We start from the raw sequence: 16,652 nt of genomic DNA on the forward strand, positions 1-16,652 counted from the left end.
CAAGCATTGCAGATTGCCAAGCATGTACATGAGCTGAAGAAAGACTCCGAGCGCATTCTGTCTGGCCTATTCAAAATCATTCATCAGGAACGCATGCTCTCCAAACGCATTCAGATTGCCGAATTATGCGCCATGGTCGTACGGGCGAATACCAACTACGGCCTGCTGCTCGGGAAGCAGATCCATTTACATTCCAGCTGCAACATGAATCTCTCTACCACCGAGATCTATCCGCTTCTCTCTGTATTGAACAACATTGCATCCAATGCTGTTGAAGCGATACCACAGGAAGGTCGAATCGATTTGCAGGTTGATTTGCATGACGGACTCCTCTTGTTCTCTATCATCGATGACGGGCCTGGCATCTCGGCAGACGATCTTGAACTGATCTTCCATCCCGGATATACAACTAAATTCGATGCTGAGGGTAACTCTTCAACAGGCATTGGCTTATCGCATGCCACTGACATCGTCCAGCTATTCAAGGGCGACATTGACGTAACCAGCACTCCCGGACATACATGTTTTCAAATTCGGATTCCTGTAGAGCATTTAACTTGAGAGGAGGGTGTTCACTTGTTAAAATTCTATCTTGTCGAGGACGACCCTGCTATTCGTAAAATGCTTATGCGGATCGTTAGCGAAAGTGGTCTTGGCGAAGTCGTTGGCGAAGCCGGTGACGGCTCCTATGTATCGGCAGAGGTTGTCAGCCATGCAGACATTGTCATCATTGACTTGCTTATGCCGGGCCGCGATGGAATTGAGACGGTAAAGTCACTGCGGGAACATGATTACAGCGGCCGCTTCATCATGATCTCCCAAGTCGAAAACAAAGAAATGATCGGCGAGGCCTACCAACAAGGGGTGGACACATTCATCCAAAAACCTATCAATCGTTTGGAGGTGTTGTCTGTTCTTCGGCGCGTATCCGACCATTTGCGATTGGAGAAATCCATGCAATCTATCCGAAATTCACTTCGCGTCTTCGAAGTATCTGGAACGGAAGCCCTGCATGCATGGCAGGGGCAAGCACCTGTGCAACAGGAGAAGAGTATAGAACAGCAAGCCAGATCACTGCTCCTGCAACTAGGGGTTGTCGGGGAAGCTGGTGCTCCTGATATGATTCGGATTGTAAAATGGCTGAAAGCACAAGAACAGGAACAACGACTGCTTCAAGATTTGCCGCCACTTAAAATGATCTACGAACAAGTAACATCGCACGGTCAAGCTGCAGGAGACCATCTCAAGCGCGATGTCCGTGCAACAGAACAACGAATTAGACGGTTAACTTTGCAAGCGCTTACTAACTTGTCCTCGATCGGATTGAGCGATTACGGTAACCCCACCTTTGAATACTTCGCGGCGAGGTTGTTCGATTTTCAAGAAGTACGCCTGCGCATGCGAGAGCTGGAGGAATCCCGCAAGTCCACTTCTTGCAAACTAAATCTAAGAAAATTTCTATATGTATTTTATATCGAATGTGCCTCTACTCCGTGATCGATTCATTGGGAAAAAGGGAGTACAGCCCCCCCCCTCTTCCCATACGTACATGCAGCCATACATCGATAATGCATACAAATGCAATGTCACACAAACTCTGGCTGCCGCCCTTTTTCCCTCTTTATTCGACATCAATCGGCAACCTGTTTGTCCACCGTACGCGGACAAACAGGTTTTTTTCTATATGCTATCACAACATCTCCCTCCATCCTTCCCTCAGCAAGAAATCGCAGTAAAGAAAATATTTTTTCCCCCGCTTACATCCTTCGGACAAGCCTGCTGGCAAGGAATATTGCCGATGTAACACTCCAAAACCAGTGACATTTATCACCTTGCGCCTATTTACTTACCCTATATGTTGTAGTATATTTACAAGAGAATATCTACATGTTGTGATTATTAAGAAATTACTACTACCAATACGCATAAAGTGCAAATGACCTCGAGAACAGCAGCAACGGATAACCCTTACGCTGTATTCGGGGTTCATTTTTGGAACTTGTTAACAATCGCTAGGTAGATGACAACTTGTATAAGCCTTATCGGAATGTCGAGAATGATGAAGGTGTGCGTCCATGTCTGGCGCACGCGCTGTTCTTATGCGCTTAGACAGAAGAGTGCTTCATTCAGGCCTATTATCAGCCCTTATCTTGGATACATAACCAGCACTCAACTTGAAGTTTTATTTCTTCTAAACGACTCCGACATAGATAGCTAAGCTCCATCTCAATTCGATATTCGAGGAGGAATACTCACGAATGCAGACAACTACACCTATCGTCCATACCGTTCACAAACCTAACAATCGCTCCCTTGCGTTCGATGCGGAACGCATTAAGCGTTACGGAGAGCGAATGATGGCTCCCTACCCTCAGCTTAATCGTGAACGCTGGTACCGCAGTTTGCTGTCGAAGCTGCGCAGCAGCAGCGTACAGGCTGCAGATATTACTCAAGCCAGCATGATGACTGCATTGGAAATGGTGACGAAGGAAGAACCGGATTGGAAGTTCGTTGCCGCACATTCCTTATTAACGAAACTGTATAAAGAGGCGGCCCTCCATCGCAACTATAAGGCTTATCCAGATAAGCCTTACGGAGATTTCTACAAGCTTATCTCTCGGCTATGCGATCTTGGTATTTACCGTCCAGAATTGCTGGAAGCTTACACACCCGAACAAATTCGAGAACTGGGACAATCCATTCAAGCGGAGCACGATCTTATCTTCGACTACATTGGGTTGCTGACTTTAGCAGAGCGGTATCTCGCCACTGACTTCGAGGGCCGCACGATGGAGCTGCCGCAGGAACGCTATATGATCATTGCTATGTACTTGATGCACAAGGAGCCGGCAGACCGCCGAGTAGATCTGGCTAAGGAAGCTTACTGGGCAATGGCTAATCTATACATGACCGCTGCTACACCGACTATGGCGAATGCAGGCAAGAAGGTGGCCGGACAATTATCCAGCTGCTTCATCGACACGGTTGATGACTCGCTGGAGGGCATCTTCGAGTCCAACACCGATGTAGCCCGCCTCAGCAAGATGGGCGGCGGTATCGGCGTATACCTCGGCAAGATCAGGGCACGCGGCTCCGATATTCGCGGACATAAAAATACAAGCTCAGGCGTTATCCCTTGGATTCGCCAGCTTAACAATACAGCCGTCAGCGTCGACCAATTGGGCACACGCAAGGGCGCGATCGCCGTGTACTTGGATGTGTTCCACAAGGATATTCTGTCCTTCCTCGACTTGAAGTTGAACAACGGGGATGAGCGCATGCGGGCGCATGATATTTTCCACGGGGTGAGCTTGCCGGATCTGTTCATGGAGGTGGTGGAGAACCGGGAGGATTGGCATCTGTTCTGCCCTCACGAAGTGAAGAAGATCATGGGCTGGAAGGATAACCATGGACGCCCACTTGGACTTGAGGATTTCTACGACGAGCAGCGTGGTCAAGGTCAGTTCCGCGATAAATACGCCGAGGCAGTTGCGAATTCAAACCTGCCACGCATTACACTGCCTGCGATCGACATTATGAAGCGTATCTTGAAGTCGCAGTTAGAGACAGGGACACCGTACATGTTCTATAAGGATGCCGCGAACCGCGCCAATCCGAACAAGGCGCATGGCATGATCTACAGTTCCAACCTGTGTACAGAAATTATGCAGAACATGTCGCCTACCCTCGTTGAGCAAGAGGAGCTGACCACTCAGGATGGACAGTCTCGCATTATTATTAGCAAGATCCCTGGTGATTTTGTCGTATGCAATCTGAACTCAGTCCATCTAGCTCGTGCTGTGCGTGCCGATATTCTGGAGCGGCTCATTCCGATTCAAGTTCGCATGCTAGACAATGTTATCGACATTAATCGCATTGAGGTGCTTCAGGCACAGCATACGAACCGCCGCTATCGCGCAATTGGACTTGGAACCTTCGGCCTGCACCACCTGCTTGCCCTAGAAGGCATCGCGTGGGAGTCCGAAGAAGCCGTGCAATATAATGACGCGCTCTATGAGAAGATCAACTACCTGGCGATTCAGGCCAGTATGGAGCTTGCTAAGGAAAAAGGAGCATATCCGCTCTTCGCTCAATCGGAATGGGAGAACGGCCGCTATTTCTCCGATCGGGAATATACAACAGGCACCCGCCAAGGCAAATTCGTGACGACCGAACAGTGGCAAGAACTTGCGGATAAGGTACAGGCGAACGGCATGCGCAATGCATGGCTGATGGCGGTAGCTCCGAACGGTTCTACCTCCATTATTGCGGGCTCAACGGCAAGCATTGATCCAGTCTATGACCTGCTTAGCTATGAGGAGAAGACGACGTACAAGATTGCCAATCCTGCTCCGGATCTGTCGGAGAAGACAATATGGTATTACAAGACAGCCTTCCGTCTCGACCAGAACTGGTCCATTCGTATGGCGGCGGCACGTCAGCGCCATATCGACCAAGCACAGAGCTTCAACTTATATGTACGTCCGGATATTCGCGCTGTAGACTTTCTTTCTCTCCATCTTCATGCATGGAAGGCTGGGCTGAAGTCAACGTATTACGTGCGCAGTCAAGCATTAACCGTGGAAGAATGTGAAGCGTGCAGCTCGTAACGCACCAATCGTCCAGCAACAGACTTGAACACCGTTACGGAAATCCATTCATAAGATCGGGAAGGGCTACTGAACCTTACATACAGCAGCACAGCCCTTCCTACTGGTTGACTTTTACAGTAACCAATTTGTGCATGATGTGCACGGGGAATAAGGTGTATAGAGAGGAAGAGTTCTATGACATTGTTAGATCGTGAGCTGAATCGGCAGCTCATCTTCAATACAGAAGCACCGAATCAATCGACACGAATTATTCTAGGCGAATGCTCCGGCATATTGAATTGGAACGACATTCGTATGCCGCATATGTATAAATTGTACAAAGTACTCCTTCAAAATCATTGGATTGCGGATGAAATTCCGATGGCGAAGGATGCACAGCAATTCCCGCTGTTAGACGAAGAAGAGAAGCATGCATTTAAAATCAATATCTCGCTGCTTGCCGTGCTCGATTCCATGCAGACGATGTTCGTCGGTGATGTGAAGAACTACTTCACTGACTCATCGCTAGAAGCCATATCAGCTATCATTGCGCAGCAGGAAGTCGTGCATAACCAATCGTATTCCTATGTACTGTCCTCTCTTGTGTCCGAGCAAGAGCAGAAGGATATCTTCGAATATTGGAAGCATGATCGTGTGCTGCTCGAACGGAACCGATTCATTGCGGACATTTATCAGACATTCCGCGATAATTCAACACCTCAGACGTTCTTTGAAGCACTCGTAGCGGATCTGATATTGGAAGGGATCTTCTTCTATAGTACGTTCGCTTTCTTCTATAATTTAGCCCGGGATCAGAAGATGATGGCGACGAGCCAAATGATCTCATACATTCAGCGTGATGAGAACCAGCATTGCTACTTCTTCGGTGAGGTGTTCAAGCAGCTGCTTGTGGACTTCCCAGAGCTGAATACCGAGGCTAACCGCCAATTTGTATACGACACGATTGACCGTGCCGTACAATTGGAAACCAACTGGGCCCATTATACGCTCAAGCAGGTACGCGGCATCGATCTGCGTGAATTGTCGGATTACATTAAGCACATTGCCAATCGCCGGCTAAGCCTCCTCGGTATGGAGAAAATGTATGAAGGCGTTGACGTAAACTGCATGCCATGGATTAAGCCCTTCTCGGACGAAGCCTTGAATGCCACGAAGACAGACTTCTTCGAAGCGAAGTCCCGCACTTACGGCAAGGTCGGCGATGACAACGGCTTCGACGAGCTGTAGGTTTTGTGAAGGTTCAATGGCCTATGCCTTTGAGTTCTATGTCAAACCACCCCTATCTGTCATGAGATGGGGGCGGTTTTTTCGTGAACGAATATCCTGTCTTCCCCTCTGCGGCTACTTTCCTAAACACGATAGCAGTACCAATTGCCGAAGCAGCTGGTATGAAGAGGTCACCCGAAGCCATCTCGACTACCGGCACACCATTCCTTTCAAGATAGTATCGGGTGTGGGAGATATCACGTACTGCTACTACATACCCGACAAATCCCGGAACTGGGGGTGCCGTCTCTCCCGGCAGAAGCTCTGATAACCTCGATTCGGGGACAATCGTGATACGAGCCTTTTCCAAATTAAAAAAATGTGCCAATCCATCTGTCTGAGCCTCACATTCCAAGTACTGGCCATATCGCCGAGTAAATTCGTCTAGTTCGGAATCGTCTACGCATAGGATTGATTCGACCAGATCCGTGGCTCCATTCGGATGGCTGGGGTGCGCTTGCTTTTCCATGATGGTTGAGGGTGGATTTTCCGCTACAGCCAGACGCCCTTCAAGTGCATTGTCCCCGTCGATTTCCAAATAACGAACGGGAACCAATTGAATCCCCTCTCCCTTGGATATCTCAAGAGGCCGCTGCACGGTGTGAACGCCGCTATGCCCGATTCCTCTCATTTTGAAACGATGCGCTGTCTTGTCAGCGTCCTCGGTACCGAAACTAAGAATATGCGCTCCTTCATAACGAGACAGACATCTAGAGATGATATCGACAGTCCGTTTGATTTTCTCGACTATTGCTTGTAGCACGTCCGGCGATGCCTGCAGCGGGATGGGCTGGGCATTGTCAGGAATCCTCGCGCCTTGTTTGGCAACGGTTACGATTTCGATGAAACTGCCTAAAAAATCGGCATGCGCATTAGCCGCTCCGAACGGCTTTGACGGTTCTCCTTCATTTTCGGACATCACCGGATAGGACGGCGGCGAACACACAAATCCCAGTTTTCTGTACAGCTCAAGCGCAGCTTCCATATCGGAGACTACATGGCCGACGTGATGAATGAATTTAATTTCAGCATGCATCTACATCCACTCCTCGAACGAAATGAATTCTGTTCAAGCATATCCGATCATTTGTTTTGATTTGGGGGAAATTAAGCCCATCGGGCTGCCCAGCGTGCAACATAACAACGCCAAAGTCCCCTACATCGACGAAGTTGAAATTTACAATCTCTTAGGTTCTAGTTAACAATCTCCCAACCCCCGTGTCCTACGATACATGTATCATTCATATCTATTACATAGACATTTCAAATATGAAGCAAGCATGGAGGTCCGTTATATGAACAAGAAAAAGCTAGGTACTGCCGCAGTTCTGACAACATTGATTAGTACTCTATTCGCTGGATCATTATTTGCAGCGCCTGTGAACCCAATTAACCACCTGGAATGGATGCAATCGAAAAGCTACATAACCGGATCCAATGATGGCCTGGCGCTCGATCGCCCAGTTACACTTGCTGAAGCAGTGGCGATGATTGCCCGCGTACAAGACAAGGAAAAAGAAGTCAAAGCAATTAATCCATCCATCCAAGGCTGGGCAGCCAAAGCGCTCACTTGGGCGAAGCAGAACAACATCGTGGATGCAGCACAATGGAAAGAGCTCCATCGTCCGGTTCCTGCTGCGACACTGCAAGCTGTAGCGAAGAAGGCAGGGCTTGATGTAGCAGTGACAGGAGATACGGTGACACGCGAGCAATTCTTCACCGCTCTCGGCGATTCCATTACGACACATATTACGCTCGGACATACGAACGATACGCATGGACATATGTTAGAAGACGAGAAAGCGAAGGAAATGGGCTACGCAAAGCTCGCTACGTTGATGAAGGATCTTCGTGCAGAGAACCCGAATTCCATGGTGCTGGATGCAGGCGACATGATTCAAGGTACGATTTATGTGAACCTGTCCAAAGGGGAAACCGCAACAAAGCTGGCTAACGCGCTTGGTTATGACTTCATGGCGTCCGGCAACCATGAGTATGACTTCGGCTATGAGCAGCTTACGAAACTGACGAAGATGTTCAAATTCCCTGTACTCGCTGCGAACGTATTCGATGCACAAGGGAAGAACCTCCTGCAGCCGTACGTCATGAAAGAGGTCGGCGGCAAGAAATTCGCGATTCTTGGATTGGTCACTGCAGATACACCAATCGTTACGCATCCTGACAACGTCAAGGGCTTGACGTTCAAGGATCCAATCGAAGTCGCGAAGGAATGGGTACCGAAGTTGCGCGAGGAAGCTGACCATGTCATCGTCCTCTGCCACACGGGAATATCCTATGACCGTGAAATGGCCAAGCAGGTTCCAGGCATCGACATCATTGTAGGCGGACATACGCATACACCTGTAGATCAGCCTGAACTCGTTAACGGCACGTATATTGTGCAGGACTGGGAATACGCGAAATCGCTTGGCCGTGTTGATCTGTACTACCATGGCAAGGATTTGGTTCATTTCTCTGGCGGACTGATCAAGTACGATGAAGCGACGAAGCCAGACCCAGAAGTAGCTGCCATTGTAGAATCTCTGAAGAAAGAAACCGACTCCCTATTGAACGAGAAAATTGCTACTGCAAGCGTAGATCTGGATGGCGATCGTGCCAGAGTGCGGAAGCAGGAGACGATTATGGGCAACTTAGTAGCAGATGCCATGCTGGCGCGCACTCGTACAATGCCTGGATTCGAAGCCGATCTGGCCATTACGAACTCAGGCGGTATTCGCACAACCATCATGAAGGGCGATATTACGAAGCGCAACTTGTATGATGTGCTTCCATTCCCGAATACACTTGCTGTTGTTGAGGCGAAGGGCAGTGATTTGATAGCAGCCTTGGAAAATGGTGTTAGCGAGATCGAAGCTGGTTCCGGCCGCTTCCCTCAAGTTGCTGGTATCACATTCTCCTTCGACATCAAAAAGCCAAAAGGAAGCCGTGTCTCGGATGTGAAGGTTGGCGGCAAAGCGGTGGAAGCTGACAAAACGTACCGCGTAGCTGTAAATGACTTCTTAATCGCCGGTGGCGACGGTTATGCCATGTTCAAGGATAAGAAATCCCTTGATACAGGCGTGACCCTCTACGAGGTCGTGGAGCAATATATGAAAGAAAAGAAAGACATTACAGCGAAGATTGAACAACGCATTAAGCAATAAGAAATAACGAATTCCTTATGGCATGAGGAATCCCCCTTCTGTACATATAGACACGCGAGGCGCATCTCTCTTCCCGCCTCGCGTGTCTACTTTTTTATGGATCGGATCGACCCAGAACAAGACACCAATCCGCATATTCTCCCTACTTCACTCAACTAGCATTCAATCTACCAACAATAGCAATCAGATTCTATGGGAAGCGATCTGTTTCTTTCCTATACTAATTGGGGTAAATAATAATTGGAAAATATTGCGAAGGAGCTGATCGAGTGTCACCCTCACCGAATATGGAGAAGAACGCCGAGCTCGTTATTATTGGTGGAAGTGTAGGAGGCTGTGCAGCTGCTCTCTCTGCTTGTCGATTAGGCAAGACAGTGGTACTGACAGAAGAGACCGCCCGTATCGGCGGCCAATTGACAAGCCAACTGGTCCCGCCAGATGAGCACCCGTGGATCGAACAATTCGGATGCACGCAGACATACAGGCAATTCCGCAATGAAATACGCCGCTACTACCGGGAGCATCTCCCTCTGGCCATGAACGCCCGCTCGAACCCGGAGCTGAACCCCGGGAGCGGCCTTGTAAGCCGCCTCTGCCATGATCCACGCGTAGCTCTGTCTGTGCTGGAGTCGATGCTATTCCCTTATGTGAACAACGGACAGCTTACCATTCTGACGCAATGCCGCGCCACCAATGCCGAGGTTGATGGCGACCGCATCCGTGCGGTAACCGCTCAGGATGCAGCAGGCAACGAATATGTCCTAACAGGAGCATACTTCCTCGACGCAACCGAATGCGGGGACTTGCTTGCCCTCTCGGGAACAGAGTATGTCACAGGTGCAGAATCGCAGCGTGATACCGGTGAACCACACGCCGTAACGGGCGATCCTGAACCGCAGAATATGCAGGGCTTCACTTACTGCTACGCCGTTGATTATGACAAGGAAGGCGATCATACAATTCCGAAGCCTGCACGCTATGACTTCTGGAGCCAATATCAGCCTTCGTTCTGGCCGGATCGTCTATTAAGCTGGACGGCAGTCAAGCCAACGACGCTGGAACCCATCACCTACTCCCTCTTCTGGGAGACAGGGAAGTTCCCGCTGTTCCATTATCGGCAAATTACGAACCCTTCTCTGTATGATCAAACGTCTGGAGTACTCCCTACTCCGGTGTCGGTCGTCAATTGGCCGCAGAATGACTACTGGCTTGGTTCGATTATCGATGTAAGCGAAGAGGAGAAGCAGCGGAGCCTATTCGATGCCAAGCAGCTCAGCCTATCGCTTCTGTACTGGCTGCAGACAGAAGCACCGCGTCCCGACGGAGGCGTAGGCTATCCGGGCCTGCGATTGCGGCCGGATGTCGCCGGCACAGCAGACGGATTCGCCATGTATCCTTATGTACGGGAATCAAGACGGATTCAAGCGGAATTTACTGTGCTTGAGCAGCACATTGCCACCGACTGTCGTCCTGGTCAGCCTGCTGAGACATTTGCTGATTCCGTTGGCATCGGATGCTATCGGATTGACCTTCATCCGTCGACCGGAGGTAAAAACTATATCGATATCTCCTCCTTGCCGTTCCAAATCCCGTTAGGGAGCTTGCTTCCGGTTCGCGTGGACAATCTGATTCCCGCCTGCAAAAATGTCGGAACAACGCATATTACCAATGGCTGTTACCGTGTGCATCCAGCAGAATGGAACATTGGCGAATCAGCTGGCGCACTGGCTGCATATGCGCTGAATCAAGGCATAGTCCCGCGCGCTGTGCGAAGTGACGAGAAGCATCTTAGCGCTTTCCAGAAGCAGCTGCAGCAGCTCGGCATTGAACTGCAATGGCCTTCTACAAGGCCCGTATAAGCGAATAAGGAAGCAGGCATCGGCTCTTCCCACATCCCACAGATGACTCCCTTCCTTATAAGTTTCTTTTTCAAATCGCGAAGACGCGGTACCTTGCCTCTCCAACATCCAAAAGGGGATGGCCCTTGAATCTCGGGCCATCCCCTTTGCTTGTGCACACATCCCGCAGAGCAGACGCTATTTGCATTCCAGCAGATCTACCTTGTTTTTCGCTCTTACCTCTTATTCTGAATACTTATTTGACTAGTTGACGGGATGTTTATCTGATTACTCAGCTAAATCATCTAAATCATCTATTCATGCTTAACGCTTCGCATACCAGTCATTCGCTGCCTTCACCATATCTGCGCCACCCTGTGCATGCCATTCCGCGAGGAACTGGTCATAATTGTCGAGCGATTCCGTTCCGCTAATATAGTTAATGAACGTGTCTTCTTGATACTTGTTCAACCGCTGCACGTTCTTCGAGATATCCGGCATTGGAGGCGCTGAACCGAGTGGATCAGCGATTAACAGGCCCTCCGCATTTTTCTGGAATGTATTGAAGTAGTTCTCTACGATAGGGTTTTTCTTCAATCTCGCCTGCCAGTAGATCGGATAGTTCTTCTCGTCCACACCCGTCAAGAATGAGCTTGCATTTGTACGCTCATCTGCGAACTTCGGCAGAATCGGCGAGTAGGCTCCATTTTCAAACTTGTGATGTACACCTTCTTCACCGATAGCGATCCCCTTGAAAATATCCTTATCGAACTTCATGTCGAGCCACTTCACCGCTTCTTCCTTGTTCTTCGCGAACTTCGGAATTGCAATGTAATAATTAATCGTATTGCCCGGCGTGCCTACACGCGCTTTCCCCGATTTGTCCTTCAATACCGGCACAATCGCAAGCTTCGCATCTGGGAAGTTCTTTGCGAGCGCATTTTCCAAGTTCGGAGCAATCCACCACCCTGGACTATACATTGCAGCCTTGCCGCTTGCCATCTTCTCAATCGATTTATCCGCCGTATTAATACCCCACTCGGAGTCGATTAGTCCCTCTTTGTACAGCGTATTCATGAACTTCAAGTATTCCTTCATCTCTGGAGCTTCAACCGCGTGAATGATCTTGCCGTCCCGCTCCAACCAAGCCGTCGTTAATCCGAATACACTGGCGATATCCGGATGTACAGGCACCTTGCCTCCCGTCAGCGGAATTACATTCTTCTTCTCCTTGAATGTCTTCAGCACCGTCACCAGCTCATCCAGATTCGTCGGCATCTTCAAGCCCAGCTCATCGAGCCAATCTTGGCGGACGACGAGCGCATTCGATGAGGTTCCACCACCGCCCGTTTCTGGTATAGCGTAAATTTTGCCGTCATAACGGGCGCCATTCCAAGAATCTGGGCCGATAACCTGCTTCATGTTCGTTCCATACTTCTCAATCAGATCATCCAGCGGTTCCAGCGCACCAGACGATACAAGCTGATAGTATTGGGCCGAAGCGAGCTTCATAATATCATAAGACTCCTTGTTCGCCATGAGCAGATTCAGCTTCTCGTCGGCATTTTCCGCAGGAAGCATCTCATACTTCACGGAATATCCCGTCTTCTCCTTCAAGTACACGGCTACCGGATCGCCATTCGGCTCGAAGCGATCGAACTGCATCAGCTGACGCAGCTGCTTGCCGCCTTCTCCTCCTGACGCACCCTGCCCTGAACCCGCGCTGTTACAGCCGAGTAGTGACAAGACCATCACAATCGAAATCAATGATATCCATACCTGTTTACGTTGCATGAACATACCTCCGCTCTTTTGGATGTCCCCCGAAATTTCACCATCACATTACCCTTTTACGGAACCAATCAGCACCCCTTTCACGAAGTATTTTTGCAGGAACGGATATACCAGCAATATAGGCAAGGTTGCAACAAGAATCGAAGCGGCCTGTATTGCCTGAGGCGTTGTATTCATGACCGCATCAATATTCGTTACATGCCCGCCATCCTGATACGTGATATTGGAATGCGCAAGCAGTTCCTTCAAGTACAATTGCAGCGGCTTCAGCTCTGCCGTATTGATATAGATCATGGAGGCAAAGTAATCATTCCAGAAGCCTACCGCAAAGAAGAGTGCAATGGTAGCGAACACCGGCAGTGACAATGGAACCGTAATACGGAACAAAATTGTCAGATTGGATGCTCCGTCCATCTTGGCCGATTCCTCCAGCTCATCGGGCAGAGACTCGAAGTAGTTCTTAATAATCAGCATATTAAACACGCTAACCATGCTCGGCAGAAAGAGCACCCATAGTGTATCGATCAGATTCAATCGGTGCATAAGCAAATACGTAGGAATAAGGCCTCCACTGAACAGCATGGTGAACACATACATCAAGATGAATATTTTACGACCGCGCAGACGCGGCTTCGATAAGGGATATGCAGCTAATGCGGTCATGAACAGACCGAGAGCCGTTCCCGCCACGGTAATTGTGACCGATACGAGGAAAGCATTCATGAATTGAGAGTCGCGCAGCACATATAAGTACGTTCCGAACTGAATATCAACCGGGAACAAGGACACGCTCCCTGACATAACCGCTTCCTCACTGCTAAGCGACTTCGCAATCAAATTGAGAAAAGGGAACAATGTCGTCCACGACACAAGGGCAAAAAACAGATAGTTCAACACATGGAAGATGCGCTCCCCTACCGACATTCGAATGGCGGTTCTCGTTCTCCGCGAAGCAGTCAATTGGTGTCTCATGTTATGCCAGACCTCCTTCCTTCTTACGTTCAGGTTCCAAATAAGCGGCGGCTTGCGACATCAAGAAGGCTGTATTCTGAACTTCTCTCATTACCAGATCCCCCGATTCAAGTAGCGCCGGCTGAGGGCGTTTCCACCAATAATGAGAACGAAGCCTACGATAGATTCGAACAGCCCCACAGCAGCCGAGAAGCTGTAATTCTGCTCGCCTAGACCGGTGCGATATACATACGTACCGATAACATCCGATACATTGTAGACGACGGGATTGTACATGACGAGAATTTGCTCCGTCCCAGCCTCCAGCATATTACCGAGCCGCAGGATGAACATAAGGAGAATGACGGGAACAAGCCCCGGTAATGTAATGTGCAGAATCTGTCTGAACTTATTTGCCCCATCAATCTTGGCTGCTTCATACAGCTGCGGATCGATAGAGCTTAAGGCGGCCAAGTATACGATGGTCCCCCAGCCTGCTTCCTTCCAGCCCGCCGTGCCGACGAGCAGCCAGCGGAAGACACTGTTGTCGAGGAAGAACTTGATCGGTTCCCCACCCAGCCATTCAATGATCTGATTCACAAGCCCTCCATTGATGGAGAGCAGATCCATGAAGAGCCCGCTGACGATAACCCAAGACAGGAAGTGAGGCATGTAGATAATGGTTTGTACCGGGCGCTTGAACCACATTTTCGTAAGCTCATTCAACAGAATCGCCAGCAGAATTGGCAGTGGGAAGAGAAGTACAATTTTCAGAACCGAAATGATAATCGTATTCCAAAACACTTGAACGAATTTCGGCGATTGAAATAGTCGTTCGAAGTGCGAGAATCCTACCCAAGGACTGTCCTCTATTCCGCTGAAAATGTTGAAATCTTGAAACGCAATCACGACTCCATACATTGGCGTATACTTGAACAGGAGAAGAAAGGCGATCCCTGGCAAAAGTGCAATGTATAAGTCCCAGTCTTTCCGAATGTCGCTCCACAGCTTTCGCCCGTATGATCGTGAAGACAAACGTGGAGCATTGTCCAATTCTAGCTTATCCATAGCTCCCATCCTTTCCGTGGCATGAGCACTTGGCATTCATTGTTTGCTGCATCTGCTACTAGCCTACGGTATCTGGCCGCAATCGAACACGGGAGAGCCATGACATCTTCTGGTAAAATGATTTCCAACGTGAGGAACAAGTTTAACTGAGCTTATGCAGTCCGTTATCCCCGCTTCCAGTCACTCGGCGTAACCCCCCAATATTTGCGAAATACCTTCGTGAAGTAGCTGACATCGCGGAATCCCGCCGCCTGCGCTGCCTCATATACCCGCTCCCCTTGAAAGAGTGCCTCCTTGGCTCGCTCCATGCGCCGCATAAGGAGATAAGACGAGAAGGGCTGATCCATCTCCTGCTTGAACAGCCTGCTCAAGTACGAGGCATTAATAAACAGCCGATCCGCCACCTCCTGCAGGGTTAGCTCTGTATGAAGTTCACTCTCGATTAACTCCTTCACTTCCGATACCAAGCGATTGCCGCCGCGACGACGAACCATGCCTGCTTCCGCACCAATGCGCCGCATGACACTTCGCATCCATTCACTCCACTCCTGCTTCGTTCGCAGTTCGGCGGTGTGACGGAACCATCTTGCATCCTCTCCCATGACCTCCGCCATCGACCACCCCTGCCTGCGCAGCCACATAATAATCCACGATTGCAGGAACATCATCTGCTCCTTAAATGCCTCTGCCTCTGGTATCGCACATACTGCGCGAATCCAAGCTTCGGCCAGTTCCGCTGCCTGCTGCTCTTCGGCAGTGTTCCAGGCAATATCCAGCTCGCGTTCCCACTGCTCAGTATGTATCGTTGCGGCCGAAGCATCTTCAGCCGCTCTCAGTCCGTGATTGCGGTACGGAATAACAATATCGCCACCATGAACGAGCCGCTGACGAAGCGCGAAGTCCGCTTCCTTATACAGCCGCGGCACGTCAGTCAGCCGCCCGCACGCCGAGCAGATGCCCGCACTCGCTGTAAGCTTCAATGAAGTCTTGATATATTCCAACATCTTGCCTGCCAGTGCATGAATGCCAATCATCAGTTCTCCATCCGATCTCTCGCTATGACTGTCTCCTGCTTGAGAAGCTTCTGCACTTCCATCGTCATCTGCCATGCCCCTAGAGAACGCAGCTGACGGATAGCGAAATAGGATGGCGAGTGGACCGTCTGCTTCGCGGCATATTAGCATAGAGCCGTATTCCATTCCTGTCATCGTTTCCTCCACGACTTGGCCGACCGCGAAGTGCATTAGACCCCGATCGCCTCCAAATGCTTGCACCCTCTCCTGCGGGTAAGGATCAGGATCGATTACCATCACTGCGTAGCGCTCGTCTTCCTGCAAGTCGATACCGAGTTCTGCCATTCTCCTTAGCAACGAGGCCGTCGACAAGCTGCCATCCAGCCCTTGACGCAAGATGCGCTGACGCAGTATCGGCAAGTAGTTGTGCCACTGCTGACGCAGCATATCGGCATCGTGCCTCCGCTGAATGTCTTGGCGCCGCTCCGAGACTGCAGCTGCAACTGCTTGCAGGATGGCATCCTGTCCCGCCGGCTTCAATAGATACTGCTTCACCCCCATGGATAACGCCTCTTGAGCATAAGGGAAGTGATCATGACCGCTGAGCACCACCGCCTTCACCTCAACATTCCACTCCGTCGCTTGCCTCACGAGGGATAAGCCATCTCCGTCCGGCAGCTGAATGTCTACAAGTAGAATGTCCGGACGCTTCAACTGCAGCCACCGCTTCCCTTCTTCTAGGGTAGCGGCTGCCGTTACTTCCGTAATCCCTGCCCTCTCCCAAGGCATAAGCTCAGTTAAGCTTTGACGGAGCCGCAGCTCATCCTCCACAATCAATAAGTTCATCTTATCTCCTCCTCGGTGACGATTGAAATGAAGGCATTCTTTGCTTTATCAACTGGTGAAAATAGGGGTAGCTGAAGGCTGTCTAGCATCATTAAGCAT

Annotated in this window: 11 protein-coding genes; 6 read left to right on the plus strand and 5 right to left on the minus strand. The window is 49.9% G+C overall.

Features of this window, described 5'->3' with window-relative positions:
- The 4 genes from AZ66_RS08260 to AZ66_RS08275 form a co-directional block, all read left to right on the plus strand.
- A partial coding sequence (locus tag AZ66_RS08260) for an ATP-binding protein (protein WP_044354402.1) occupies window positions 1–561 on the plus strand: 561 nt, incomplete at its 5' end.
- A 15-nt stretch (window positions 562–576) separates the two neighbouring features.
- The gene (locus AZ66_RS08265) at window positions 577–1,497 is read left to right on the plus strand and encodes a response regulator (protein ID WP_044354403.1); all 921 of its coding nucleotides are present in this window, start codon (window positions 577–579) and stop codon (window positions 1,495–1,497) included.
- 761 nt (window positions 1,498–2,258) lie between these two features.
- The gene (locus tag AZ66_RS08270; RefSeq protein ID WP_044354404.1) at window positions 2,259–4,610 is read left to right on the plus strand and encodes a ribonucleoside-diphosphate reductase subunit alpha; all 2,352 of its coding nucleotides are present in this window, start codon (window positions 2,259–2,261) and stop codon (window positions 4,608–4,610) included.
- Between the two features lie 198 nt (window positions 4,611–4,808).
- Window positions 4,809–5,840 carry a ribonucleotide-diphosphate reductase subunit beta gene (locus AZ66_RS08275; protein WP_197081674.1) on the plus strand — a complete coding sequence of 344 codons (1,032 nt, stop codon included), beginning with the start codon at window positions 4,809–4,811 and terminating at the stop codon, window positions 5,838–5,840.
- A 52-nt stretch (window positions 5,841–5,892) separates the two neighbouring features.
- Here the strand turns inward: AZ66_RS08275 and AZ66_RS08280 are convergent, their stop codons facing one another.
- A complete protein-coding gene (locus tag AZ66_RS08280; protein ID WP_044354406.1) occupies window positions 5,893–6,915 on the minus strand; it encodes a VOC family protein in 1,023 nt (340 codons plus the stop codon).
- A gap of 259 nt (window positions 6,916–7,174) precedes the next feature.
- On the opposite strand from AZ66_RS08280, the gene AZ66_RS08285 reads away from it, so the two are divergent.
- Window positions 7,175–9,043, plus strand: a complete 1,869-nt coding sequence (locus AZ66_RS08285) for a bifunctional metallophosphatase/5'-nucleotidase (protein ID WP_044354407.1) — start codon at window positions 7,175–7,177, stop codon at window positions 9,041–9,043.
- Window positions 9,044–9,330: 287 nt separating this feature from the next.
- Entirely contained in the window at window positions 9,331–10,902 is a 1,572-nt protein-coding gene (locus AZ66_RS08290) for an FAD-dependent oxidoreductase (RefSeq protein WP_044354408.1), read from the plus strand.
- A 303-nt stretch (window positions 10,903–11,205) separates the two neighbouring features.
- Here AZ66_RS08290 and AZ66_RS08295 read toward each other — a convergent pair whose 3' ends face one another.
- The 4 genes from AZ66_RS08295 to AZ66_RS08310 all read right to left on the minus strand — a co-directional run bounded on the left by AZ66_RS08295 (window position 11,206) and on the right by AZ66_RS08310 (window position 16,553).
- Window positions 11,206–12,675: an extracellular solute-binding protein gene (locus tag AZ66_RS08295; protein ID WP_044354410.1), complete on the minus strand. Its 1,470-nt coding sequence runs from the start codon at window positions 12,673–12,675 to the stop codon at window positions 11,206–11,208.
- Between the two features lie 48 nt (window positions 12,676–12,723).
- On the minus strand, window positions 12,724–13,647 hold the full coding sequence (locus AZ66_RS08300) for a carbohydrate ABC transporter permease (RefSeq protein ID WP_021256303.1): 924 nt from the start codon (window positions 13,645–13,647) through the stop codon (window positions 12,724–12,726).
- A gap of 90 nt (window positions 13,648–13,737) precedes the next feature.
- The gene (locus AZ66_RS08305) at window positions 13,738–14,694 is read right to left on the minus strand and encodes an ABC transporter permease (RefSeq protein WP_021262618.1); all 957 of its coding nucleotides are present in this window, start codon (window positions 14,692–14,694) and stop codon (window positions 13,738–13,740) included.
- Window positions 14,695–14,858: 164 nt separating this feature from the next.
- On the minus strand, window positions 14,859–16,553 hold the full coding sequence (locus AZ66_RS08310) for a response regulator transcription factor (RefSeq protein ID WP_044354412.1): 1,695 nt from the start codon (window positions 16,551–16,553) through the stop codon (window positions 14,859–14,861).
- Window positions 16,554–16,652 lie beyond the last annotated feature (99 nt).

The sequence above is a fragment of the Paenibacillus sp. E194 genome (assembly GCF_000935845.1).
GTDB classification, from domain to species: Bacteria; Bacillota; Bacilli; order Paenibacillales; family Paenibacillaceae; genus Paenibacillus_B; species Paenibacillus_B alvei_B.